This is a genomic window from Hydrogenophaga aquatica (assembly GCF_054780915.1).
In genome coordinates this window covers 40512-65392 of sequence record NZ_BAAGVK010000023.1, presented here as the reverse complement: position 1 = coordinate 65392, position 24881 = coordinate 40512, and the positions used below count along the sequence as shown (strand labels likewise).

Here is a 24881-nt window from a genome sequence, read left to right as displayed (position 1 = left end):
GTGGGCTTTGGGGCTTGCCTTGTGGGCCTTGGATCGGGGACAAAAGCCCGTGATCGGTGCCCGGCCCGCTACGCGCGGCATTGACGGAGAGTGCAGATGAACAGACTTTTCTTGGAGCGTGCAGCGGCATGCAGCTGATCTGGGTTGGCGGGCCAGCGGCGCGGGTGCGGACGTTTTCCATCACCGCCCGCAAGGTGGTGCTTGCGTTCCTGTGCGTGGCCCTGGGGCTGCTGGGCCTGGGGGCGGCCTGCAGCTGGATGGGACTGCGCGTGGTTGTCGAATATTCACCGGAACTGCTGGGCAAAGTTGGCGCCGGGGTGACCAGCCGTTCCGAGCTGGAGGGGGTGCGGCAGCGCTACCTGGCGGAGCTTGCCAAGTTCCAGGGGCGTTTGGGCGCCTTGAGCGAGCGGGTTGAAGAGATTGAAAGTGCGCGCAAGGGCGTGATGGAACGCCTGGTGCTGCAGAACCTGTTGCGCGAAAAAGGCGGGCCTTCGGCAGGCGGCAAGGGCGGCTTGACGCAGCCCCCCGGCACGGACGCCGATGCTGAACTGCCCCAGGGGCTGAACGATGAGCCGCTGTTGTATCAGCACGGTGCTTTCATGCAGCAGCTTCAAAGCCTGGAGGCCGTGGTGTTGCAGCGCTCGCGCCTGTGGGAAACGGGGCTGCAGCGGCTGGAGCAGCTGCCTTTGATTTTGCCGCTGGCCGGGGATTTTTCTGTGAGTTCGGGCTATGGCGGCCGGGCCGACCCGTTTACCGAGCAGCATGGCCAGCACAAGGGGGTAGACCTGGTGGCGCCTGTGGGCACACCGGTGCTGGCCACCGCGCCGGGCCGGGTAACGCGCTCCGAGTATTCCGGCGCCTATGGTGAACTGGTGGAGGTGGAGCACGCCGAGGGCTTTTCCACCCGCTACGCGCACCTGCTGAAGCGCCGGGTGGCAGTCGGCCAGCGCGTGGCCGCGCGTGACGTGCTGGGCTGGCTTGGCAGCACCGGGCGCTCCACTGGCCCGCACCTGCATTACGAGGTTCGCCATCTGGACGAACCCATCGACCCCTCCAGAGCGTTGACCGCCTGGTCGCAACTGCCGCAAAAACCCTGAAGGACGACGCCATGAGCAAGCCCGCGATGTTTCGCAAGATGAGCAAGTTGAACCCGCTGACGCTGGGCAAGGAGCGGTTCGACACCTTGATCGGCCCCAGCTCGCGCATCGAGGGCAACTTCTTCCTCACCGAAAGCATTCGGGTGGACGGCACCATCAAGGGCAACCTGAAAGAAGGCGATGGCGTGTCGGTTTCGGTGGTGGTGGGCGGCACCGGGCTGGTGTATGGCGACATCGTGGCGCAGCGCGTGGTGGTGGCGGGCAAGGTGCATGGCAACATCCTCGCGTCTGAGCGCATTGAACTGCGCGCGGGCTGCACCGTCACGGGCGACATTCGCTACCAGTCCATGGCCGTGGAACATGGCGCCAACCTGCACGGCAAGTTGCTGCAGATGGGGCACGGCGAGGCCGCAGGCTGCGCGCCCGGCGCGCCGCTTCAGGCAGACCCCAGCGCCAACTGACTGCTGCGTTACAGGTACTTCGCGTGGTGCGCGAAGTGGTCCTGCATCAGGCTGGCGATGAAGTAGTAGCTGTGGTCGTAGCCAGCGTGGTGGCGCAACGTCAGCGGGTGGCCAGCTTCGTCGCAGGCCATCTTCAACAGCAGCGGGCGCAACTGGTCGTGCAAAAACTCGTCGGCTTCGCCCTGGTCCACAAGCAGGGGCAGCCGCTCTGGCGCGGACTTGATGAGCTCCACGGCATCCCAGGCTTTCCAGGCCTGCCTGTCCGGCCCCAGGTAGGCCGTGAATGCTTTTTCGCCCCAGGGTACCTGTGACGGTGCCACGATGGGTGAATACGCCGAAACGCTGCGGTAGCGGCCCGGCTGGCGAAGCGCCGTCACCAGTGCGCCGTGCCCACCCATGGAGTGCCCCGATATGCCGCGCGAATCCGAAGCGGCGAAGCTGCCTTCGATGAGCTCCGGCAGTTCGCGGGCCACGTAGTCGTGCATCTGGTAGTGCCGTGCCCACGGTTCCTGGGTGGCGTTGACGTAAAAGCCCGCGCCCTGGCCCAGATCGTAAGCCGCATCGTTGGGCACGCCTTCACCCCGGGGGCTGGTGTCTGGCGCCACCACAATCACCCCGTGGCGCGCGGCATGTGCCTGTGCGCCAGCCTTGGTGATGAAGTTCTGCTCCGTGCACGTCAGGCCCGACAGCCAGTACAGCGTTGGGCAGCGCTTGCCCTGCAGCGCTGCCTGCGGCAGGTAGATGCCAAAACGCATCTCGCACTGCAGTGTGCGGGACGTGTGGGTCCAGACCTCCTGAACCCCTCCAAAACTGGCGTGTTGTTCGACGCGCTGCATGGGCAAGGCCTCAGTAGTGGACGACGGAGCGGATGGATTTGCCCTCGTGCATCAGGTCGAAGGCTTCGTTGATGCGGTCCAGGGGCATGGTGTGCGTTACGAAGGGGGCCAGTTCGATGTCGCCGCGCATGGCTTCTTCCACCATGCCGGGCAGTTGCGAGCGACCCTTGACGCCGCCAAACGCTGTGCCGCGCCAGGAGCGGCCCGTGACCAGCTGGAAGGGGCGAGTAGAGATTTCCTGGCCTGCGCCGGCCACGCCGATGACGATGGACTGCCCCCACCCCCGATGGGCACACTCCAGCGCGGCGCGCATCACGTTCACGTTGCCAATGCACTCGAACGTATGGTCCACGCCCCAGCCGGTCATGCCGATGATGACTTCCTGGATGGGTTTGTCGTGGTCCTTTGGGTTGACGAAATCGGTGGCGCCAAAGGTGCGCGCCAGGTCGAACTTGGACGGGTTGGTGTCGATGGCGATGATGCGCCCGGCCTTGGCCTGCTTGGCACCCTGGATGACGGCGAGCCCGATGCCCCCGAGCCCGAAAACGGCCACCGAGTCACCCGGCTGCACCTTGGCGGTGTTCTTCACCGCGCCCAGGCCGGTGGTCACGCCGCAGCCCAGCAGGCACACCTGTTCGTGGTTGGCCTCGGGGTTGATCTTGGCCAGAGAGACTTCGGCCACCACGCTGTACTCGCTGAAGGTGGAGCAGCCCATGTAATGGTAGACAGGCTGGCCGTTGTACGAAAAGCGGGAGGTGCCGTCGGGCATGACGCCCTTGCCCTGGGTGGCGCGCACGGCCACGCACAGGTTGGTCTTGCCCGACTTGCAGAACAGGCATTCGCCGCACTCTGCCGTGTACAGCGGTATGACGTGGTCGCCGGGTTTGACTGAGGTCACACCTTCGCCCACTTCCACCACAACGCCTGCGCCTTCGTGGCCGAGCACGACCGGGAAGAGTCCCTCGGGGTCGTCACCGCTGAGCGTGAAAGCGTCGGTGTGGCAGACGCCGGTGTGCGTCACCTTGATGAGCACCTCTCCCTTGCGGGGCGGTGCAACATCGATCTCCACGATCTGCAGGGGTTTGCCTGGCTCGAACGCAACGGCGGCACGTGATTTCATGGGGGGCTCCTGGCATTGAGGGTGGGGTGCTGGCTAGGGCGAAAGCTACGTTGCGCCACGGTGGCAAGGCCTGCCACGGACACCAGCTGATGATCGTGGGCATTGTAGGCGGTGGATGGCCCCATAAACAAAACGTCCGGAAGAGGCGCAAACCTCGTCCGGACGCTCGGGTTGGGCCGGCCCCGCCGAGGGGCCTGCAGATTACGCCTTGGCCGCCGCCAGCGCCTCGCCCAGGATGGCGAGGCCTTCATCCAGCAGGCTGTCGCTGGCGGTGATGGGCACCAGAATGCGGATGACGTTGGCGTACACGCCGCAAGACAGCAGCACCAGGCCGCGCTTGAGGGCTTCGGCACAGACGCGCTTGGTCAGGTCAGCGTCGGGCTGATGGATGTCGCCGTTCTTGAACAGTTCCACGGCCACCATGGAGCCCAGGCCGCGCACGTCCTGGATCTCTTTGTGCTGTTGCGCCAGGGCGCGCAGGCCGGTCTTCAGGCGGTCGCCCACGGCGTTGGAACGGTCCAGCAGCTTCTCTTCCTCGAACACGTCCAGCACGGCCAGCGCTGCGGCGCAGGCCAGGGGGCTGCCCGCGTAGGTGCCGCCCAAGCCGCCGGGCAGGGGCTTGTCCATCAGTTCGGCCTTGCCGATGACGGCAGAAATGGGGAAGCCGCCCGCCATGCTCTTGGCCATGGTGATGAGGTCGGGCGCCACGCCCCACTGCTCACACGCCAGCCAGGTGCCGGTGCGGCCTGCGCCGGTTTGCACTTCGTCGGCAATCAGCACAATGCCGTGCTTGTCGCACAGGGCGCGCAGGGCTTGCGCGAATTCAGGCGGGGCCACGTAGAAGCCGCCTTCACCTTGCACCGGCTCCAGAATGATGGCGGCCACGCGCTCGGCTTCCACGTCGTACTTGAAGATGTGTTCCAGCGACTTGAGCGAGTCGGCCACGCTCACGCCGTGGAGCGGGTTGGGGAATTCGGCGTGGTAGATCTCGGCCGGGAAGGGGCCAAAGCCAGCCTTGTACGGGGCCACTTTGCCTGTGAGCGCCATGCCCAGCAGCGTGCGGCCATGGAAGCCGCCGCCGAAGGCGATGACGGCCTGGCGCTTGGTGGCTGCGCGGGCAATCTTGACTGCGTTTTCCACGGCCTCGGCGCCGGTGGACAGGAAGTAGGCTTTCTTGGGGAAGTTGCCCGGGGCCTTGGCGATCAGGCGTTCGGCCAGTTCCACGTAGGGCTCGTAAGCCACCACCTGGAAGCAGGTGTGGTGGTATTTGTCCAGCTGGGCCTTCACGGCTTCAACGATCTTGGGGTGGCGGTGGCCGGTGTTCAGCACCGCAATGCCACCGGCGAAGTCGATGAAGCGCTTGCCTTCTACGTCCCACAGCTCAGCGTTCTCGGCGCGCTCGGCAAACACCTCGTAGGTCTGACCCAGGCCGGCGGGCAGGGCGGCGCGGCGGCGGGCCATCAGGTTGGCGTTGGTCTTGACGTCGGTGAGGTTGGGGTCACGGTGCATGAGCGGGGCTCCTGGGGGTTGAAAAAGGCAAATGGGCCAAGCTCGCACTTTAGGGGGCATGGGGCACAGCTAACATATACAGTCGGGCAGGCACAGCCGAAGCACTGTGCAGCCCCAGCCACCTGTACAGTCAAACCCTAGCACGCACCATGTTCACGCTCGACCCCCAACAATCCACACCTTTGGTGGTGCAAATCGTGGAGGGGTTCCGGGACCTGATCCAGTCTGGTGCATTGCGCCCGGGGGCCAAGGCGCCGTCTATTCGCCAGTTTGCCCACGCCCACGGCGTCAGCGTCTACACCGTGGTGGACGCCTACGACCGCCTGGTGGCGCAGGGCTTCTTCGTCTCGCGGCCGCACTCGGGCTTTTTCGTGCGCCGCCGCGAGGTCAACGCGAACGCGCTGCGTGGCCAGGGCACGAACTACAGCTTCGACTCGATGTGGTACCTGCGCCGCGTGTTCGAGAACCGCAACCTGCGCATGAAGCCCGGCTGCGGCTGGCTGCCCGGTGAATGGCTGTTCGAGGAAGGCCTGCGGCGCAGTCTGCGCAGCCTGGCGTCTGACCACGTGGACCTGGGCGGCTACGGCGAACCCAAGGGCTTTCCGCCGCTGCGGCAGCTGGTGCGCGACATGCTGGCCGAGCAGGAGATTGTGCTGGGCGCCGACCAGGTGCTGCTGACCAACGGCTCCAGCCAGGCCATGGATATGGTGGCGCGCCGCATGGTGCAGCCCGGCGACCCGGTGCTGGTGGATGCGCCGGGTTACCCGAACCTGCTTTTTTCGCTGCGCTTTTTGGGCGCCCGGCTCATCGGGGTGCCGCGCACGCCGCAGGGCTACGACCTGGCCGCGCTGGAAGAACTGGTGATGGTGCACAAGCCCAAGGTGTTCTTCACCCAGCCGCGCCTGCAAAGCCCCACGGGTTCGGTGGCACACCTGTCGCACCTGCACCGCGTGGTGCAACTGGCCGAGCAGCACCAGTTCCTGCTTGTGGAAAACGACATCTACGCCGACCTGGACCCGGAGCCACGGCCATCGCTGGCCAGCCTGGACCAGCTGCAGCGTGTGGTCTACATCAGCAGTTTTTCCAAGACCATTTCACCCAATTTGCGGGTGGGCTTCGTGGCCGCGCACCCGGACGTGCTGGAGGACCTGGCTCAGCTGAAGATGATCTCGGGGCTGACCTCGTCCGAGTTTGCCGAGCGCCTGACCTACGGCGCATTGATCGACGGGCGCTGGCGCAAGCACCTGCGTGGCTTGCGTGACCGCCTGGCGCAGGCCCACCAGCAGGTGGCCGAGAAGCTGGAGGCCCTGGGCTTCGAGCTGTTTTCCGAGCCCAAGGCCGGGCTGTTCCTGTGGGCGCGGCACCCCAGCATCAGCAACGCCACCGAGCTGGCCTACCAGGCCACCGAGCACGACATCCTGCTGGGGCCGGGGCACCTGTTCTCCACCGACCTGGAGCCCAGCCCCTGGCTGCGCTTCAACGTGGCTTTTTGCGACGACCCGCAACTCTGGTCATTCCTGGAACAAGCCACACACGGTTAGCCGAAAGCCTCCCGCATCTGAACAACGTTTGAGCTAAGACAAACCGGAGGGCTGCCGGTTCGTCGAGAATTCCGTCGTTTTTTTGTCAAATTACGTATTTTTCGACGGGGGAATTGCCGTGCCAGCCAAGGTCAGAATCTGGATGCAACTGTTGCTGACCGTGGGTGTCGCGCTGCTCATCGTGTGGTGCGGCGTGATCGTTTGGCAGGGGTATGTCTACCGCGAGTCAGCGCTGGAGCAGGCGGACTCTTTTTCCCAGAGCATGCACGAAGTCACCATGGCGGGGCTGACGGGCATGATGGTGACCGGAACCATCGACCAGCGCGAGGTTTTGCTCGACCAGATGAACCAGCTAGGGGCGATCCGCGACGTGCGCGTGTTGCGGGGTGCCGGGGTGATTGCCGCGTTCGGGCCTGGCAAGGCCAACGACGCGAAGCCCGATGCCGACGAGCAGTGGGTGCTGGACAAGGGGCAGCCGCTGGTCAAGGTGGAGTCGGATGGGCAGGGGGAATACCTGCGCGCCATACGGCCCGCCATCGCGCTGAGCAATTACCTGGGCAAGAACTGCCTGGCCTGCCACCAGGTGCCCGAAAACTCGGTGCTCGGCGCCGTGAGCATGAAGGTGTCGCTGGACAAGGTCAACCAGGAAATGGCGGCACAGCGCTGGAAGTCGATGCTTGTGGCACTGATGACCAGTGTGCCGGTGCTGCTGCTGATCTACCCGTTCATCCAGCGCGTGGTGACGCGTCCCTTGTCCAGTGGCGTGAAGGTGGCCAACGACATTGCCGAGGGCGACCTGACCCACAACCTGCAGATCACGTCGAGCAACGAAATCGGCGGGTTGCAGCGGGCCCTGCAGAACATGACCGAGAGCCTGCGCCGCATGGTGCAACAGGTGCGTGGTGGGGCAGACAGCATCTACAACGCCACGAGGGAAATTGCCTCGGGCAACATGGACCTGTCTAACCGCACCGAACACCAGGCCATGGCTCTGGACCGTATCGCCGCCTCGATGCAGCAGTTGACATCGGCGGTCAACCAGAATGCGGAGCATGCCCGGCAGGCCAATCAGCTTGCCTCGGTGGCGTCGGACGTCGCCGAACGCGGCGGGGCGGTTGTGGGCGAGGTGGTCAACACGATGCAGTCGATCCAGTCGTCTTCGCAGCGGGTGGCGGACATCATCAACGTGATCGACAACATCGCCTTTCAGACCAATATCCTGGCGCTCAACGCGGCGGTGGAGGCCGCGCGCGCGGGTGAACAGGGGCGTGGTTTCGCGGTGGTGGCGTCGGAGGTGCGTGCTCTGGCGCAGCGTTCGGCTGCCGCCGCACGCGAGATCAAGTCCCTGATCGACGATTCCGTGAAGAAGGTGGGCGAGGGCGGCGCGCTGGTGAACCAGGCTGGCGACACCATGAACGACATCGTGTCCAGCATCCGGCAGGTGACTGACATCATCGGCAACATCGCGGCAGCCAGCGCCGAGCAGACCCAAGGTATTGGCGAGGTGAGCGAGGCCATCGCGGACATGAACGGCGTCACCCAGCAGAACGCCGCGCTTGTCGAGCAGGCCGCAGCAGCGGCGCAGTCACTTCAGGAGCAGGCCGCTCAACTGGAGCGGGTGGTCGGCGTGTTCAAGACCTGACGGTCTTGAACACGCGGCTCATATCGCCCAGGTGGAGCCGTGCTCGGGCACCATGGCGTGCCAGCGCAGCTCGTTCTCGATGCGCTGGCGCAGGGTGTCTGCCGCGTCCTGTTCACCGTGGATGACGAAGGCGCGGTGCGGTTGCCCGGGCACCGCCCGCAGCCAGTTCATGACCTGGCGCGCGTCTGCGTGCGCCGAGGCGGAATGCAGCTGAAAAACCTCGGCGCGCACGCCGATGTCCTGCCCGTGGATGCGCAGTTGCGTGCCGCCGTTGGCCAGCGTGGCGCCGCGCGTGCCGGGTGCCTGGAAGCCCGTGAGGATGACCATGTTGCGGTGGTCGCCCAGGTACTGCACCAGGTGGTGCAGCACACGGCCGCCCGTGGCCATGCCGCTGGCCGCCAGGATCACCTTCGGCCCGTGCTGCCGGGCGATGGCTTTGGATTCGTCGGGCGTGCGGGTCATGGTGGCGGCCAGGGCCATGTCGCGGCACTGCGCGGCGTTGAGGCGGTGTTCCCCCAGGTGCTGCGCGAACAGTTCGGTGCTGTGGATGGCCATGGGGCTGTCCAGGTACACCGGCAGCGAGGACGGAATGCGCCCCTGCTGCTTGAGTACCGCGATGGCGTGCAGCAACGCCTGCGCGCGACCCACGGCGAACACTGGCACCACGGCCGTGCCGCCGCGCGCGGCAATGCGTTCCAGGGGGCTGGCCAGCTCGTCAACCAGGTTGTCGCCGGGGTGCTCCCGGTTGCCGTAGGTGGACTCGATGAACACCGCATCGGCCGCCGGGGGCGGGTCGGGCGGCAGCATCACCAGGTCGTCTGAGCGGCCCAGGTCGCCCGAGAAGAGCAGCCGCTTGCCGCCGACTTCCAGGTACAGGCTGGACGCGCCCAGGATGTGCCCGGCGCCGTGCAGGCGGGCCTGCCAGCCCGGGATGGGCTCGAACAGGTGGTGCGAGGGCACGGTGCGCAGCTGCTTGAGGCTGATGCGCGCGTCGTCCTGCGTGTACAGGGGCAGGGCGGGGTGGTGCTTGGAGAAGCCGTGCCGGTTGGCGAAGGCGGCGTCTTCCTCTTGAATGTGGCCGCTGTCGGGCAGGAGGATGCTGCACAGGTCGCGCGTGCCCGGCGTGCACCACACCTTGCCGTGGAAGCCCTCGCGCACCAGCAGCGGCAGGTAGCCGCTGTGGTCCAGGTGCGCGTGGGTCAATACCACGGCATTCACGTGGTTGGGCAGAATGGGCAGGGGCGTCCAGTTGCGCAGGCGCAGCTGCTTGTAGCCCTGGAACAGGCCGCAGTCCACCATCAGGCTTTTGCCGTCGTGCTGGACCAGGTATTTGGAGCCGGTCACGGTGCCGGCTCCTCCGAGGAAGGTGACGTGAACGCTCATGCGTTCATTTCACCACAGCTTTCAGCTGAAGAACGCCTTGGCCTTCTCGAACCAGCCCTTGTCGTTCGGGCTGTGCTTGTGGCCGCCCTTCTGGAAGGACTCGTCCAGCTCGCGCAGCAGCTTGCGCTGATGCTCGGTGAGCTTGATGGGCGTTTCCACCGCGATGTGGCAGTACAGGTCACCGGGGAAGCTGGAGCGCACGCCCTTGATCCCCCGGCCGCGCAGACGGAAGGTCTTGCCGTGCTGGGTGCCTTCGGGGATGTCGATGGTGGCCTTGCCGCCCAGTGTGGGCACCGCAATCTCGCCGCCAAGTGCGGCCGTGGTGATGCTCACCGGCACCTGGCAGTGCAGGTCGTCGCCATCGCGTTCGAAGATGTCGTGCTTGCGGATGCGGATTTCGATGAACAGATCGCCCGAGGGGCCGCCGTTGCGCCCAGGTTCACCGTTCCCGGCAGAGCGTATGCGCATGCCGTCGTCGATGCCCGCCGGGATCTTGATCTCCAGCGTCTTGTGCTTCTTGAGCTTGCCCTGGCCGTTGCAGGTGGTGCAGGGCTCGGGAATGATCTTGCCGCTGCCATGGCAGTGCGGGCAGGTCTGCTGCACGCTGAAGAAGCCCTGGCGCATCTGCACTGCGCCATTGCCGTTGCAGGTGGGGCAGGTCTTGACGCTGGTGCCGGGTTTGGCGCCGCTGCCCTTGCAGGTGTCGCAGTCTTCCCAGCTGGGGATGCGGATCTGCGCGTCCTTGCCGTGGGCGGCTTCCTCCAGTGTGATCTCCATGGCGTAGGACAGGTCGCTGCCACGGTAGACCTGACGGCCACGCTGGCCGCCACGCTGCCCGCCGAAGATATCGCCGAAGATGTCGCCAAACGCCTCGGAGAACCCGCCGAAGCCTTCGGCGCCGCCCGGGCCGCCGCGCATGTTCGGGTCCACGCCAGCGTGGCCATACTGGTCGTAGGCGGCCCGCTTCTGCGGGTCGCTCAGCATCTCGTAGGCCTCTTTGGCTTCCTTGAACTTTTCCTCGGCGGCCTTGGCGCTGTCACCCTGGTTGCGGTCAGGGTGGTGCTTCATCGCCAGCTTGCGATAAGCCTTCTTGATCTCGTCGTCGCTGGCGTTCTTGGCCACGCCCAGGATTTCGTAAAAGTCTCGTTTGGCCATGTCAATACAAGGTTGCTCGTTCAGTGCAAACGCCGCGCCGGTCACCTAGGTGCCCGAACGCGGCGGCGAGTTCATGGGCCCCCTTTTGGGCGCCGCTGCACCGGCATCAGTCTTTCTTGACTTCCTTCACTTCGGCGTCGACCACATCGTCGTCTGCCGGGCGGCTGCCGCTGGCCTGCTGGGCGCCTTCTGCCGCGCCTGCGGCACCGGCAGCCTGGTTGGCCTGCATGTCGGCGTACATTTTCTCACCCAGCTTCTGGCTGGCGGTCATCAGTTCGTTGGTCTTGGCTTCGATCTCGGCCTTGTCGTCGCCTTTCACGGCTTCTTCAACGGCCTTGATGGCGGCTTCGATCTTGTCTTTCTCGCCGGCTTCCAGCTTGTCGCCGTACTCGCCCAGGCTCTTGCGGACAGAGCTGACCAGACCATCCGCCTGGTTGCGGGCCTGCACCAGTTCGACCTTCTTCTTGTCCTCGGCGGCGTTGAGCTCGGCGTCCTTCACCATCTTCTGGATTTCCTCCTCGGTCAAGCCCGAGTTGGCTTTGATGGTGATCTTGTTTTCCTTGCCGGTGCCCTTGTCCTTGGCGCCCACGTGCAGGATGCCGTTGGCGTCGATGTCGAAGCTCACCTCGATCTGGGGGATGCCACGCGGTGCGGGCGGGATGCCTTCGAGGTTGAATTCGCCCAGCAGCTTGTTGCCCGCGGCCATCTCGCGCTCGCCCTGGAAGACCTTGATCGTCACGGCCGGCTGGTTGTCGTCGGCGGTGGAGAAGGTCTGGCTGAACTTGGTCGGGATGGTGGTGTTCTTGGTGATCATCTTGGTCATGACACCACCCATGGTCTCGATGCCCAGGGACAGCGGGGTCACGTCCAGCAGCAGCACGTCCTTGCGGTCACCGGAGAGCACCTGACCCTGTACCGCGGCACCCACGGCCACGGCTTCGTCGGGGTTCACGTCCTTGCGCGGCTCCTTGCCGAAGAACTCCTTGACCTTTTCCTGCACCTTGGGCATGCGGGTCATGCCGCCGACCAGGATCACGTCGTCGATGTCGGAGACGCTCACGCCAGCGTCCTTGATGGCGGTGCGGCAGGGGGCGATGGTGCGCTCGATCAGCTCGTCAACCAGGCTTTCCAGCTTGGCGCGGGTGAGCTTGATGTTCAGGTGCTTGGGGCCGGACGCGTCTGCCGTGATGTAGGGCAGGTTGACGTCGGTCTGGGTGGAGCTGGACAGCTCGATCTTGGCCTTTTCGGCGGCTTCCTTCAGGCGCTGCAGGGCCAGCACGTCCTTGGTCAGGTCAACGCCTTGCTCTTTCTTGAACTCGCCAATGATGTAGTCGATGATGCGCTGGTCGAAGTCCTCACCGCCCAGGAAGGTGTCGCCGTTGGTGGACAGCACTTCGAACTGCTTCTCGCCATCGACATCGGCGATTTCGATGATGGAGATGTCGAACGTGCCGCCGCCGAGGTCGAACACGGCGATCTTGCGGTCACCGGCGCCGTGCTTGTCCAGGCCGAAGGCCAGGGCGGCTGCCGTGGGTTCGTTGATGATGCGCTTGACTTCCAGGCCGGCAATGCGGCCAGCGTCCTTGGTGGCCTGGCGCTGGGCGTCGTTGAAGTAGGCCGGCACGGTGATCACGGCCTCGGTCACGGTCTCGCCCAGGTAGTCCTCGGCGGTCTTTTTCATCTTGCGCAGCACTTCGGCGCTGACCTGCGGGGGCGCCAGCTTGTTGCCGCGCACTTCGATCCAGGCGTCGCCGTTGTCTGCGGCCACGATGGCGTAGGGCATCAGATCGATGTCCTTCTGGACTTCCTTCTCGGTGAACTTGCGGCCGATCAGGCGCTTGGCGGCGTAAACGGTGTTCTTGGGGTTAGTCACGGCCTGGCGCTTGGCCGAGGCGCCAACCAGAATCTCGCCGTCTTCCTGGTAGGCGATGATGGAAGGGGTGGTGCGCGCGCCTTCGCTGTTTTCGATCACGCGCGTGGTATTGCCTTCCATGACGGCCACGCACGAGTTGGTGGTGCCCAGGTCGATGCCGATGATCTTGCCCATGTGTTACTCCTGAGGATTCCTGAAAATCTGAAAAAAGTTGAACTGATACTGATGTGTGGTTGCCTTCGGGCTTTTCAAGCCCTTACTTGGGCGCGGCAACGGTGACCAGGGCCGGGCGCAGCACGCGGTCGGCGATGACGTAACCCTTTTGCAGCACAGCGACCACGGTGTTGGCTTCTTGGTCGGCGGGGACCATGCTGATGGCCTGGTGCTGGTGGGGGTCGAACTTCTCGCCAGCGGCGGGCGCGATGGCCACAACCTTGTTGCGGCTGAGCGCGCTTTGCAACTGCTTGAGGGTGGCTTCCGCGCCCTCGCGGATCTGCTGCACGGAGGCTTCCTGCACCGCCAGGCCGGCTTCCAGGCTGTCCAGCACGGGCAGCAGGCTTTCGGCGAAGCCTTCCACGGCGAACTTGCGCACCTTGGCCACTTCTTCCTCGGTGCGGCGGCGCATGTTTTCCACCTCGGCCTTGGCGCGCAGGTACTGCTCGGCCAGCTCGGCGTTCTGCGCCTTCAGGGTTTCCAGTTCGTTGACCTGGGCTGCGGCGGTGTCGGCCTGCGCTGCTGCGGCGGCTGCCTCGGCTTCAACGGAGGAGGGGGACTGCTGCGGGTTGGCGTAGGTGGGGTTCTGGTCTTGCATGTCGGCGTTGCGGTTCGCGCCCCCTTGGGGGCTGCAAAAGGTTGAACGATGGAAACTTGGGGCCATATGAGGCCGCTGGCACGGGTTTCAAGACCCCCATGTGAAAATCTTTGTTTTCACAGTGAATCACAGAGGAGAACCGTTACATGAAACTCTTTCGCCACGGCCCCATGGGGGCGGAAAAACCCGGCCTGATCGACGCACAGGGCCAGCGGCGCGACCTGTCGGGCGTGGTGGCGGATATCTGCCCCCAGACGCTGGACCCCCAGACCCTGGCGCGCCTGGCGGCCCTGGACGCTTCCGCGCTGCCGGTGGTGCCTGCCGATGCCCGTCTGGGCGCCTGCGTGGGCGGGGTGGGCAACGTGGTGGCGATCGGCCTCAATTATGCCGACCACGCTGCCGAGGCCGGGCTGAAGGCCCCCAGCCAGCCCATCGTCTTCAGCAAGCACAACGGCTCCGTCAGCGGCCCGAACGACGACGTGCTGCTGCCGCCGGGCTCCGAGAAGCTGGACTGGGAAGTGGAGCTGGGCATCGTCATTGGCCAGCCCACCTGGCACGTCAGCAAGGAAGACGCGCTCAAGCATGTGGCCGGGTTCTGCCTGGTCAACGACGTGTCGGAGCGTGCGTACCAGATGGAGTACGAGGGCCAGTGGATCAAGGGCAAGAGCTACCCGACGCACTGCCCTATCGGCCCCTGGCTGGTGACCACCGATGAAGTGGCCGACCCGCAGAACATCGACCTTTGGCTGGACGTCAACGGTGTGCGCCGCCAGACGGGCAACACCCGTACGATGATCTTCGACGTGGCGACCGTGGTGAGTTACGTGAGCCGCTTCATGCGCCTGATGCCGGGTGACGTGATTCCCACAGGCACGCCGCCTGGGGTGGGCATGGGTCACAAGCCCCCGCTGTACCTGAAGGACGGCGATGTGATGACCCTGGGCAGCCCCGTGCTGGGTGAGCAGCGCCAGCGCGTGGTGGCGCACCGGGTCTGACGCCGCTGCAGCGAACGATCAGCCGAAGCGCCACCAGGGCAGCACGCTCTTGAGCGAGCGAATCTGGCCGCTCGCCAGCGGCGTGTAGCCGGGCACGGTGGCCAGCATCGTTTGCCAGGCGGGCGTGGCCAGCACCTGGCGCAGGGCAAGCACGCCAGGCTGGTCCAGGGCCGATTTCAGGCAGGCCAGGTGGTAGTGCTCGCGGGCCAGTGGCACGAAGCCCAGGCCCAGCCGCTGGGCGGCGGACTGTGTGCCCAGGCCCGCGTCGGCACGGCCGCTGGCAACGGCCTGTGCCACGGCCGCGTGGGACGGCTCGGTCTGGTCATGGCCGTTCAGGTCGCTGGCGCTCAGGCCCGCTTCGGCCAGAAGTTCTTCCAGCAACAGCCGCGTGCCGGTGCCCAGCGGCCGGTTCACATAGCGCAGGCGCCAGCGGGCCACGTCGGCCAGGCCCTGCAGCTTGCGCGGGTTCCCCTTGGGCACGATCAGGCCCTGCAATCGTTCGGCAAAGCCGATGAGCTTGTGCTGGCCGGGTTGCAGCAGTGGACGGTAGGCCTGGGCGCTCGGGCTGTCGATCCCTGGTTTTTCGCGGGTGTGGAAGCCTGCCACCACGCAGCGGCCCTCGTTGAGCGCGCGGATGGCGTCGACGCTGCCGCAGAAATGGATGTCCAGGTGCAGCTGCGCCTGGCCGGCGGCATGGGTTTGCAGCAGGGGCAGGGCGTCGTCGTGGCTGGCATACAGGCCCAGCACGTGGCTGTGCTCGTCGAAGGCCAGCGCCAGGGTGCGTTCCAGCTCGGCGCGCAGGGTTTCGATCTGCGGTGCCAGCCGGGCTTGGGCCAGGCGCTCCGTCCAGATGAGTTTTTCGGCAAAAGGCGTGAGCGTGGCGGCCTGCCCGCGTTCCCAGACGATGAGCGCCTCGCCCAGGGTTTCCTCCCAGGTCTTGAGCTGTCCCCAGACGTGCCGGTAGGAGTAGCCCACCTTGCGCGCGGCGGCCGAGATGGAGCCTTCGGTGCGCACGGCGAACAGCAGGTCCATGAGCGGGTTGCGCAGCAGCGCGGCGCGGTCGCTGTCGTGGGCGAGTTGGTAGCTGAGCTCGATTCGTCGCATGGGTGGAAGTGTGCCTGACTTCAATGGACAGCAGGCATGGCCTATGCAATGAATTGCATAGCTCGCAAGACCGTAGTGCAGGCAAGGCCCAGTGCGCTTAGCATCGCCCGCCATGAGTGCATTTACGGAAAGTTTGACCACGGCCTGGGGGCTGGTGGTGTCTGGCGACGCAGGCCTGTGGACGGTGGTGGGCCGCTCGCTGGCCGTCAGCGCCATGTCTTCGCTGCTGGCGTGCATGGCGGGGCTGTTGCTCGGGGCGTGGCTGGGGGTGGCCAGGTTCTCGGGGCGCGGGGGGGTGATCACCGTTCTCAACACGTTCCTGGCGGTGCCGTCCGTGGTGGTGGGGCTGGTGGTGTACCTGCTGTTGTCCCGTTCAGGCCCGCTGGGCTGGCTGGGCTGGCTGTTCAGCTTCCAGGCCATGGTGCTGGCGCAGACGGTGTTGGTGCTGCCGCTGGTGGTGGCGCTGAGCCGCCAGGCGATCGAGGATGCCGAGCGCCACCATGGCGAGCAGCTGGCGTCGATGGGAGCGGGCCGGTGGATGCGAGCGCTGCTGCTGGCGTGGGACGAACGCTACGCTTTGCTCACGGTGGTCATCACGGCGTTCGGGCGGGCCATCTCCGAGGTGGGGGCGGTGATGATCGTTGGCGGCAACATTGAAGGGTTCACCCGCGTGATGACCACGGCCATCGCCTTGGAAACAAGCAAGGGTGACCTGCCGCTGGCGATGGGGCTGGGCCTGGTGCTGCTGGGCGTGGTGTTGCTGCTGAATGCGCTGGTGTCGGCCGTGCGGCGCTGGCGCGAGCGGGTGGACGGGGGCGCACCCGAGGCGGTGGCGGCATGAGGGGCGTGGCGACCGCACTGTTTGACCTGGAGGACGTTGATGTTCGTCTGGGTCCCGCGCGGCAGGTGCACGCGCTGCGGGGAGTGAGCCTGCGTATCGAGCCCGGAGAGCGGGTGGCCCTGGTCGGCTCGAACGGCAGCGGCAAGAGCACGCTGCTGCGCACCCTGCATGGTTTGTTGCCGGTGCAGCGCGGTGTGCTGCGCCACCCGCCCGTCGAGCAGCTTGCCATGCTGTTCCAGCGCCCGCACCTGATGCGGCTGAGCGGACAGAACAACGTGGCGCTGGGCTTGTGGCTGAGGGGTGTGCCCTGGCGGGCTGCCCGCGCCCAGGCGCTGCTGGCCCTGCGCCGTGTGGGGCTGGAGGCCATGGCGGGGCGCAACGGCCGGGCCTTGTCGGGCGGGCAGCAGCAACGGGTGGCGCTGGCGCGTGCCTGGGCCTTGCGCCCAGATGTCTGGCTGCTGGACGAGCCCACCGCCAGCCTGGACCCGCATGCCAAGCGGGAGGTCGAAGCCCTGATCGCGGAGTTCACCGCGCAGCCCACGGCTGACGGCCGTCCCAGCACCCTGGTGTTCAGCAGCCACAACCTGGGCCAGGTCAAGCGCCTGGCCAGCCGCGTCATCTACATGGAGGGCGGCCAGGTGCTGGCCGACCTGCCCGTGGACGATTTTTTCAATGGAGACCTGCTGGCCCGGGGTCATCCGCACGCGCACGCTTTTGTCAAAGGAGAAATGCCATGAAGCCCTTGTTGGCCGCAGTCTTGGTATCTGCGTCGTCGCTGGCCGCGCAGGCGCAGAGCATTGTGGTGGCGTCCACCACGTCCACCGAGCAGTCGGGCCTCTTCGGGCATATCCTCCCGCAGTTCAAGCAGGCCACTGGCATTTACGTGAAGGTGGTGGCCCTGGGCACCGGCCAGGCCATCGACATGGCGCGCCGTGGCGACGCGGATGTGCTCTTCGTGCACGACAAGGCGGCCGAGGAGAAGTTCGTGGCCGACGGCTTTTCGGCCAGGCGCCAGGAGGTGATGTACAACGATTTCGTGCTGATCGGCCCCAAGGCCGACCCGGCGAAAACACAGGGCAAGGACGTTGTAGCCGCGCTGAAGAAGGTGGCGGCAGCGAACGCGCCGTTCATCTCGCGCGGGGACAAGAGCGGCACCCACGCCGCGGAACTGCGCTTCTGGAAGATGACCGGTGCCGATGCCAGCAAGGGAAGTGGTTACAAGGAGTGCGGCTGTGGCATGGGGCCCGCGCTCAACATTGCGGCCAGCAGCGGCGCCTACGTGCTGGCCGACCGTGGCACCTGGCTGAACTTCAAGAACCGTGCCGACCTGGCGGTGCTGGTGGAAGGCGACCTGCGCCTGTTCAACCAGTATGGGGTGATGCTGGTGAGCACGGCGAAACATCCCCACGTCAAGACCGCAGAAGGCCAGAAATTTGTGGACTGGGTGACCGGTCAGGCCGGCCAGAACGCCATTGCTTCGTACAAGATCGGGGGCGAACAGTTGTTCTTCCCGAACGCACGCAGATGACGCCCGCATCAGGATGCCCCGTTGGGTATTGAGGCGCTGCGTGCAGCGCTTCTGTCTGTGGTATGTTCTGTGAGCCATGCTGACCTGCAAGCAAACCTAGTCTGAGGCGGTCGGGGCACTTTGAGGACCAGCCTCCTGCGGCGGTCTTTCAAGGGGTTGGCAATCAGGCGCCAAAAGGGAGACCGACATGCTGCACGTCTTTTCGGCTGGTGAGTTTGCGCCGCTGGTTGGGCGAATGGCCCGGCGGCGCCCCAAGGCACGCCCTCTTGCTTGCAAGGGAGGGCGGGCATGAGCTTCTGGCGCCTGTGTGCGTGGCTGGGCACTTTGCTTGCTGCGGGCCTGCTTTCTGCCTGCGGCGACCTGGTCAACCTGTCGGGGCGCGAGCCGGTGCGGGTAGGCCATTACGAGAACGCACCCAAGGTATACACGTCTGCCGACGGCGCGCCGGCCGGGTTGTTTCCCGAGTTGCTCAACGCCATGGCGCGTGCGGAAGGCTGGTCGCTGACCTATGTGTCCTGCGAATGGGCCGATTGCCTCAAGCAGCTCGAGGCTGGCGACATAGACCTGATGCCCGACGTGGCGTTTTCCGCCGAGCGTGCGCAACGTTTCGACTTCCACAAGGTGTCCGTGGCCAACAGCTGGTCGCAGGTCTACGTGCGCCCAGACCTGCAGGTGCAGACGCTGAACGACCTGGCAGGCCGCCGCGTGGCAGTCCTGCAGGGCGGAATACAGCAGAGCTTCCTGGCCCAACTGTTCGCGGGCAACGGGGTGGCTTACGAAGCCGTGCCGGTGAAGTCGCTCGACCAGGGGTACCAGCTGGTGGTGGACGGCCAGGCCGATGCCGTGGTCACCAACAGCTTTTTTGCCGCCCGCAATGGCGGCAAGTACCGGCTGGCCGAAACGCCCATCGTGTTTCTTCCCTCGTCGCTCTACTTCGCGACCGGCAAGGGGCGCAACGCCGAACTGCTGGCGGCGCTGGACCGCCACCTATCGTTGTGGCGGCGCGACGCCGACTCCATCTACTTCGACGCCATGCGCCGCACCATGGCCGCGCCGATGGAAGCCGCCACGCCGCAGTGGGTGCTGTGGTCGCTCATGGGTGGTGGCACGGTGCTGGTGTTGCTGTCGGCAGTGACGGTGATGTTGCGCCGCAAGGTGGAGCGGCGCACCCGCAAGCTGTTGTCCACGATGGAGGAACTGCGGCAACAACGGGCCAACCTTGAGCGCCTTGTCTCGGAGCGCACAGCCGAACTGCAGGCCGCCAAGGACGAGGCCGAGCACCTGTCACGCGTCAAGAGCGATTTCCTGGCCATCATGAGCCATGAGATCCGCACGCCCATGAACGCCATCCTGGGCATGCTCTACCTGGCCTTGAAAGGCGACCTGGACACGCCGCTGAGGAACCAGTTGACGAAGGCGCAGGGTGCAGCGCGTTCGCTGCTGGGCATCATCAACGACATTCTCGATTTCTCGAAGATCGAGGCGGGCAAGCTCACCATCGAGCACATCGAATTCGGGCTGGATGCGGTGCTGGAGCAGTTGACCGATGCCGTGGGCTACCAGGCCGAGGCCAAGGGCATTGAGTTCCTGATCCGCTACGACCCGGCGATCCCGCCCCGCCTGGTGGGTGACCCGCTTCGTTTGGGGCAGGTGTTGCTCAACCTCTGCGGCAACGCCGTCAAATTCACCGAGCGCGGCGAGGTCGAGCTGGCTTTCCGCCGCACGGAGGGCCCGGCCGATGGCATCGACGTACAGGTGAGCGTGCGCGATTCAGGCATAGGCATGACGCCGGAGCTGCAGCAACAGCTGTTCGAAAAATTCACCCAGGCGGACCAGACGACCACCCGCCGCTTCGGTGGTACCGGGCTGGGCTTGGCCATCAGCCGCAACCTGGTGGAGCTGATGGGCGGGCGCATATGGGTGGCGTCGTCCCGGCCGGGGCAGGGCACCACCATGTGCTTCACCGTGTCCTTCCAGGAGGCGCGCCAGTCCCAGACCCGGCAGTTGGAACTGCTGGAGCAGGCAGGCCCGCTGTTGCGGGGCATCCGCGTGCTGGTGGTGGACGACAACGAGGTGTCGCGTGAAATCCTGGCTGAGATGTTGCGCTTCTTCCACGTGGAAGTGGCGACGGCGCCGGACGGCCCCTCGGCCATTGCCGAATTGCGCGCCGCAGGCAAACCGTGGGACCTGGTTCTGATGGACTGGCGCATGCCGGGCATGAACGGTGACGAGGTGGCCCAGCGTATCCACAGGGATGCAGGTATCGGCTGCCAGCCCAAGATCGTCATGGTCACTGCCTACGGCCGCGAGGACGTCATCCGCCTGTCGGAGCAGGCAGGCGTCGAAGGCATCCTGATCAAGCCGGTCTCGCCGTCAACCCTGCTGGACACCGTGCTGTCGGTGCTCGGGCGCGGGCGCATTTTCGGGGACGGCGAGCGCCGTCAGGAGCATGCACCCGAGTTCAGCACCCGTGGCCAGCTTGCCGGCGCCCGTGTACTGCTGGTGGAGGACAACGACATCAACCGCGAGTTCGCTGTCGAATTGCTGCGCAGCGAAGGCATGGAGGTGGATGAGGCGATGGATGGCGCGCAGGCCGTGGAGCAGGTTCAGCGCGAGGACTATGACGCGGTGTTGATGGACATCCAGATGCCGGTGATGGACGGCCTGGAGGCAGCGCGGCGCATTCGCGCCCTGAGCAGCCAGCCGGGCGGCGAGCGTTACGCCCAGCTGCCCATCATTGCCATGACGGCGCTGGCCATGGCACAGGATGCCGAACAAAGCCGTGCCGCAGGCATGAACGATCACGTGACCAAGCCGATTGCACCCGAAAGGCTGATGGGGGCGCTGATGCGTTTTGTGCGTCTGCCGGCCCGCACCGTGTCTCCCGTGCCGCCGGCAGAGAGCCCAGATGGGCCCATGCCGGAACTGCTGCGCCTGGGCAGCCTGGATGCCAGTGAGGGCGTGCGCCGGATAGGCGGGCGGGTGGAGGCCTACCGCAAGCAGCTGCGGCGGTTCCGCGACAACTATGCGGGGGCCGTGGTGGAGTTGCGCCGCTTGCTGGCCGACAAGGGGCTGCAAGCGGCAGAGGAATACTGCCATGCACTCAAGGGCGTGACTGGCAACCTGGGCGCCACCAGTCTGTACGAGCAACTGTTGCAGATGGACGCGGCGCTCAAGAACGGGCAGCCGCCTGCGGAAGCCGCCCTGGAGCAGTTGCAGGCGTCGCTGACACGCCTGCTGACCGACATCGACAGCCTGGGCGAACAGGTGCCGCCGCCGGACACAGGGTCTTCCCCGGTGATGAGCGCCGAGGCCTTGCGTGCGCTCCTGCAGCGTCTCGCATATGCTCTCGAATACGATCTGGGCGCGGCCGAGCCGTTGCTGGCGCAGCTCCGCGCTGGCGTGGCGGGCACGCCCCTGGAGGAATCGATCGCAACGGTAGCTGCACTGGTGGATGTTTTTGACATAGACGCTGCCCAGGAGAGGCTGCGGACGCTCACGTTGCCCGACACAGGTGTCACACCATGAATACTTCGGACCCCAAACGCAACGGCGAGCGCCCCCGGATCCTGATCGTCGACGACATGCACGAGAACCTTCACGTGCTGATGAGCGTCCTGCGCGACGATTACGCCGTCGTCGCGGCGACGAGCGGCGAAAAGGCGCTGGAACTTGCGCGCCGCCAGCCCCAGCCAGACCTGGTGCTTCTGGACATCCGGATGCCGGGCATGGATGGTTATTCGGTGCTGTCGGAACTGAAGATCGATCCGGCCACCGCAGACATTCCCGTGATCTTCGTGACCGCCCTTGCCGACGCGGCAGACGAGGCTCGCGGCCTGGCACTTGGGGTGGCTGACTACATCACCAAGCCCGTCAACCCCGATTTGTTGCGCGCCCGCATCCGCACCCAGCTTGAACTGCGGCTGTACCGGCGCAATCCGGTCATGTTCGACGTCATGGCGCATGCATCGAACAGCCGCCACCAGTCTCTGCTGGTGGTGGACGACGTGCCGGAGAACATCCACGAATTGCTGGAAGCACTGAAGGACACCTACAGGATCCAGGTGGCCAGCACCGGCGCGCGTGCGCTGGAGGTGGTCAACGGCCCGTCGCCGCCCGACCTGGTGCTGCTGGATGTGATGATGCCCGGCATGGACGGTTACGAGGTGTGCCGACGCATCAAGGCCACGCCTGCGGGCAACCGCATTCCTGTGATCTTCGTCACCGTGGTCGACGCCGTGAGCGACAAGGTGCGCGGCTTCGAGCTGGGGGCCGCCGACTACATCACGAAACCGTTCGACATCGACGAGGTGCGTGCGCGTGTGCGCACCCACCTGGAGCTGGCGCGCCTGCAGCGCTTCCTGGAAGACCTCGTGGCTCAGCGCACCGCCATGCTGCAGGTGAGCGAGGAGAAGTACCGCATCCTTGCGCAGCGCGACCCGCTGACCGGGCTGCCCAACCGCGCGCTGTTTGCCGAGCTGCTCTCGCACGCCGTGCAGCACTCGGAGCGCAGCGGCACGCAGTTCGCGCTGCTTTCGATGGACCTGGACAACTTCAAGACCATCAATGAAAGCCTGGGGCACAGCCGGGGCGACTCGCTGCTGGTGGAGGTGGCCCGCCGCCTGCAGCGCGTGCTGCCCGAGAGCGACACCATGGCGCGCATCGGCGGCGACGAGTTCGACATCATCCTGGAGCGCAAGCCCGGTGCGCCCTGGGTGGACCTGCTGGCTCAGCGCATCATCGACGCGCTGGCCGAACCCATTGAACTGGACGGGCAGAGCGTTTATGTGGGCATGAGCATAGGCATTGCCCTGTACCCCGCCGACGGTACCGACCCGGAGACGCTGCAAAGCCACGCCGACGCCGCGCTGCACCAGGCCAAGGCACAGGGCCGGGGGGTGTTGCGCTTCTTCTCGCCGGAGCTGTCCAGCCGTGCACGCAGCCGGCTGACCCTGGAGGCTGACCTGCGCCAGGCCATCGACCGGCAGAACTCTGTCTGCACTACCAGCCGCAGGTCGATCTGCACAGCGGCAGCATCGTCGGCCTGGAAGCCCTGGTGCGCTGGCAGCACCCGGTGCGGGGCATGGTGCCGCCCGGTGAGTTCATTGCCTTCGCAGAGGAAACGGGACTGGTGATCCGCATCGGTGACTGGGTGCTGCAGGAAGCGGCGCGCCAGATCCGTGCCTGGACAGAGGAGGGCATTGCGCCGCCACGGGTAGCGGTCAACGTTTCGGCGGTGCAGCTCAGCCGGGGCCATCTGGTGGAGGCGGTCGAGAACTGTCTGGCCAGCAGCGGCATAGCGCCCGGCCAACTGGAGCTGGAGATCACCGAAAGCTTCATCATGCTCGACAGGGACAAGTCCCTGAAGTCGCTGGCCGAGCTCAAGGCGCTCGGTGTCCACCTGTCCATCGACGACTTCGGCACGGGTTATTCATCTCTGGCCTACCTTCAGCAGCTGGAGGTCCACAAGCTCAAGGTGGACATGTCCTTTGTGCGCGACATGACGACCAACAGTGGAAACGCATCCATTGTGCGTGCCGTGGTGGCCATGGGGCACAGCCTGGGACTGGACGTGGTGGCCGAGGGGGTGGAGACGCCGGAGCAGGCCAGCCACCTGCGCCGGTTGCATTGCAATGCCATTCAGGGGTATCTGGTGAGCCGACCGCTTCCCGCGGCGGACATGTCGCAGTTCCTGCGGTCCTTCAGCCCCCTGTGTGTTGGCGAGGTGACCTGAGGGCAGGGCGGGTTCAGCGCCGGTCCAGCTTGCGGTACACCGTGGCGCGGCTGATACCCAGCGCCCGCGCGGCTTCCGCCACGTTGCCGCCTGCGTCCTCTACCGCCTTGCGGATCAGTGCCGTTTCCACCTGCTTGAGCGGCACGCCGTGCCCGTGCGAGGTGTGGGATGCCACCTGGCCGCCGGACTCGCCCCCCGGCTGAGCCAGCACCTGCAGGCGCAGGCCGCACCACAGGGGTAGCTCCGTGGCCCCGCGCCCGGCCCGGGCGGCATCGAAGAGCATGGACGTTGGCACCGCGAACACTTCGCTGCAGTGTGGCCACGGTGTGCCAGGGATGAGGGCCAGCATGTCCATGGCCGCGCGGTTCGCGGCGGTGATGCAACCGTCCGCGTCGACCCCGAGCAGGCCGTCGCCGTCTTCACCGAGTACCCGCCCCGGCCAGTGGATGCGCAGCAGTAACTGGTGCGGCTGGGCCAGGGTCAGCGCGTTCTCGATGCTGCGTGCCGACTGCGTGACCAGGTGCTTCAGGGCAGGCCGTTCCGGAACGTCCACGCCCGTCAGGTCGAGCATGCCGACGCATTGCCCATCGGGGCCGAACACCGGTGCCCCGGCGCAGCTGTAGACGGCGGTGTCCTCGAAGAAGTGCTCGCCGCGGTGCAGCCACACGGGGTGGCCGTCGGTCAGCGTGGTGCCGATCGCCGTGGTGCCCACACTGGACTCCGACAGATCCACCCCCACGCGTGCGATGGCCGTGGCGCGCGCGTCGTGGCGGTCCAGCGGGCCATTCACGTCGATGACGATGCCGCGCGCGTCAGTCAGGATGGCGAAGTAGCGTGTGTCGGCCATGGCCCGGCCCAGAGACCGTATGACCGGTGCCGCCGCGCGCAGCAGGGGCTGGTTGGCTTCGATGGCGCGGCGCATGTCCGCCGCCGAGACGGAATCGAACACCACCCGCTCACCTGGGTTCTGGCCCCTTGCCAGGCAGCGCCGCCAGGAACGTTCGATCCAGGGCTGCAACCTGGGCGGCGCCAGGGGCGAGCCTTCGGCAAGCACCGCCTGCCGTGCCACGGCAATGTCTTCGAGCCGGTCCCCGCACGCGGGGGACACCAGTGGGTTGGATACGGTGCTCATGGGGCTTGTCTCTGCTGGGCCTGGGCCGTTTGCACGATGGGGCGTCCGCATGTTGCCGCGCAAACGCCTCTGCAGACATTAGAGCAGTGTTTCAATTTGAGAATATGTGTTTGATTTCA

General features: G+C 65.9%; 20 protein-coding genes. 11 read left to right on the top strand and 9 right to left on the bottom strand.

The genetic code is table 11. The features are described 5' to 3' along the window. Nucleotides 1–128: 128 nt before the first annotated feature. On the top strand, nucleotides 129–1097 hold the full coding sequence (locus ACYVHH_RS16180) for a M23 family metallopeptidase (protein WP_460566201.1): 969 nt from the start codon (nucleotides 129–131) through the stop codon (nucleotides 1095–1097). A gap of 11 nt (nucleotides 1098–1108) precedes the next feature. Further along, the gene (locus ACYVHH_RS16175; RefSeq protein WP_460566200.1) at nucleotides 1109–1558 is read left to right on the top strand and encodes a bactofilin family protein; all 450 of its coding nucleotides are present in this window, start codon (nucleotides 1109–1111) and stop codon (nucleotides 1556–1558) included. 8 nt (nucleotides 1559–1566) lie between these two features. Here ACYVHH_RS16175 and fghA read toward each other — a convergent pair whose 3' ends face one another. From fghA to gabT, 3 genes are all read right to left on the bottom strand, one after another. Further along, nucleotides 1567–2394, bottom strand: coding sequence for an S-formylglutathione hydrolase (fghA, locus tag ACYVHH_RS16170; RefSeq protein WP_460566199.1), 828 nt, complete (start codon nucleotides 2392–2394; stop codon nucleotides 1567–1569). A gap of 10 nt (nucleotides 2395–2404) precedes the next feature. Next, entirely contained in the window at nucleotides 2405–3514 is a 1110-nt protein-coding gene (locus ACYVHH_RS16165; RefSeq protein ID WP_460566198.1) for an S-(hydroxymethyl)glutathione dehydrogenase/class III alcohol dehydrogenase, read from the bottom strand. Between the two features lie 201 nt (nucleotides 3515–3715). Beyond that, nucleotides 3716–5023: a 4-aminobutyrate--2-oxoglutarate transaminase gene (gene gabT / locus ACYVHH_RS16160; protein WP_460566197.1), complete on the bottom strand. Its 1308-nt coding sequence runs from the start codon at nucleotides 5021–5023 to the stop codon at nucleotides 3716–3718. 149 nt (nucleotides 5024–5172) lie between these two features. Between gabT and ACYVHH_RS16155 the strand changes: the two genes are divergently transcribed. After that, a complete protein-coding gene (locus tag ACYVHH_RS16155; RefSeq protein WP_460566196.1) occupies nucleotides 5173–6564 on the top strand; it encodes an aminotransferase-like domain-containing protein in 1392 nt (463 codons plus the stop codon). A gap of 142 nt (nucleotides 6565–6706) precedes the next feature. Then, the gene (locus ACYVHH_RS16150; RefSeq protein ID WP_460566195.1) at nucleotides 6707–8206 is read left to right on the top strand and encodes a methyl-accepting chemotaxis protein; all 1500 of its coding nucleotides are present in this window, start codon (nucleotides 6707–6709) and stop codon (nucleotides 8204–8206) included. A gap of 18 nt (nucleotides 8207–8224) precedes the next feature. Here the strand turns inward: ACYVHH_RS16150 and ACYVHH_RS16145 are convergent, their stop codons facing one another. The 4 genes from ACYVHH_RS16145 to grpE all read right to left on the bottom strand — a co-directional run bounded on the left by ACYVHH_RS16145 (nucleotide 8225) and on the right by grpE (nucleotide 13428). After that, nucleotides 8225–9589 (bottom strand): MBL fold metallo-hydrolase, encoded by a 1365-nt coding sequence (locus ACYVHH_RS16145; protein ID WP_460566194.1) that lies wholly within the window; start codon nucleotides 9587–9589, stop codon nucleotides 8225–8227. 21 nt (nucleotides 9590–9610) lie between these two features. Continuing rightward, nucleotides 9611–10744 (bottom strand): molecular chaperone DnaJ, encoded by a 1134-nt coding sequence (dnaJ, locus tag ACYVHH_RS16140; RefSeq protein WP_460566193.1) that lies wholly within the window; start codon nucleotides 10742–10744, stop codon nucleotides 9611–9613. 106 nt (nucleotides 10745–10850) lie between these two features. Next, a complete protein-coding gene (gene dnaK / locus ACYVHH_RS16135; RefSeq protein ID WP_460566192.1) occupies nucleotides 10851–12791 on the bottom strand; it encodes a molecular chaperone DnaK in 1941 nt (646 codons plus the stop codon). Nucleotides 12792–12873: 82 nt separating this feature from the next. Further along, nucleotides 12874–13428 (bottom strand): nucleotide exchange factor GrpE, encoded by a 555-nt coding sequence (gene grpE / locus ACYVHH_RS16130; RefSeq protein WP_460566191.1) that lies wholly within the window; start codon nucleotides 13426–13428, stop codon nucleotides 12874–12876. Nucleotides 13429–13574: 146 nt separating this feature from the next. Between grpE and ACYVHH_RS16125 the strand changes: the two genes are divergently transcribed. Then, nucleotides 13575–14423 (top strand): fumarylacetoacetate hydrolase family protein, encoded by an 849-nt coding sequence (locus tag ACYVHH_RS16125; RefSeq protein ID WP_460566190.1) that lies wholly within the window; start codon nucleotides 13575–13577, stop codon nucleotides 14421–14423. Nucleotides 14424–14441: 18 nt separating this feature from the next. On the opposite strand, the gene ACYVHH_RS16120 is transcribed toward ACYVHH_RS16125, so the two are convergent. Beyond that, the gene (locus ACYVHH_RS16120; RefSeq protein ID WP_460566189.1) at nucleotides 14442–15527 is read right to left on the bottom strand and encodes a substrate-binding domain-containing protein; all 1086 of its coding nucleotides are present in this window, start codon (nucleotides 15525–15527) and stop codon (nucleotides 14442–14444) included. Between the two features lie 112 nt (nucleotides 15528–15639). Here ACYVHH_RS16120 and ACYVHH_RS16115 point away from each other — a divergent pair, with 112 nt between their 5' ends. From ACYVHH_RS16115 to ACYVHH_RS16090, 6 genes are all read left to right on the top strand, one after another. Then, nucleotides 15640–16368, top strand: a complete 729-nt coding sequence (locus ACYVHH_RS16115; protein ID WP_460566188.1) for an ABC transporter permease — start codon at nucleotides 15640–15642, stop codon at nucleotides 16366–16368. Continuing rightward, nucleotides 16365–17105 carry an ATP-binding cassette domain-containing protein gene (locus ACYVHH_RS16110; RefSeq protein WP_460566187.1) on the top strand — a complete coding sequence of 247 codons (741 nt, stop codon included), beginning with the start codon at nucleotides 16365–16367 and terminating at the stop codon, nucleotides 17103–17105. Before ACYVHH_RS16115 ends, ACYVHH_RS16110 begins: the two co-directional genes overlap by 4 nt. Further along, complete coding sequence (locus tag ACYVHH_RS16105) at nucleotides 17102–17896, top strand: ABC transporter substrate-binding protein (RefSeq protein ID WP_460566186.1); 795 nt, start codon at nucleotides 17102–17104, stop codon at nucleotides 17894–17896. The genes ACYVHH_RS16110 and ACYVHH_RS16105 overlap by 4 nt, the downstream gene beginning before the upstream one ends. A gap of 288 nt (nucleotides 17897–18184) precedes the next feature. Then, the gene (locus tag ACYVHH_RS16100) at nucleotides 18185–21424 is read left to right on the top strand and encodes a hybrid sensor histidine kinase/response regulator (RefSeq protein WP_460566185.1); all 3240 of its coding nucleotides are present in this window, start codon (nucleotides 18185–18187) and stop codon (nucleotides 21422–21424) included. Then, entirely contained in the window at nucleotides 21421–23031 is a 1611-nt protein-coding gene (locus tag ACYVHH_RS16095; protein WP_460566184.1) for a GGDEF domain-containing response regulator, read from the top strand. The genes ACYVHH_RS16100 and ACYVHH_RS16095 overlap by 4 nt, the downstream gene beginning before the upstream one ends. Beyond that, a complete protein-coding gene (locus ACYVHH_RS16090) occupies nucleotides 22917–23630 on the top strand; it encodes a putative bifunctional diguanylate cyclase/phosphodiesterase (protein ID WP_460566209.1) in 714 nt (237 codons plus the stop codon). The genes ACYVHH_RS16095 and ACYVHH_RS16090 overlap by 115 nt, the downstream gene beginning before the upstream one ends. A 13-nt stretch (nucleotides 23631–23643) precedes the next feature. Here ACYVHH_RS16090 and ACYVHH_RS16085 read toward each other — a convergent pair whose 3' ends face one another. Further along, nucleotides 23644–24762 carry a helix-turn-helix domain-containing protein gene (locus ACYVHH_RS16085; RefSeq protein WP_460566183.1) on the bottom strand — a complete coding sequence of 373 codons (1119 nt, stop codon included), beginning with the start codon at nucleotides 24760–24762 and terminating at the stop codon, nucleotides 23644–23646. Nucleotides 24763–24881: the final 119 nt, after the last annotated feature.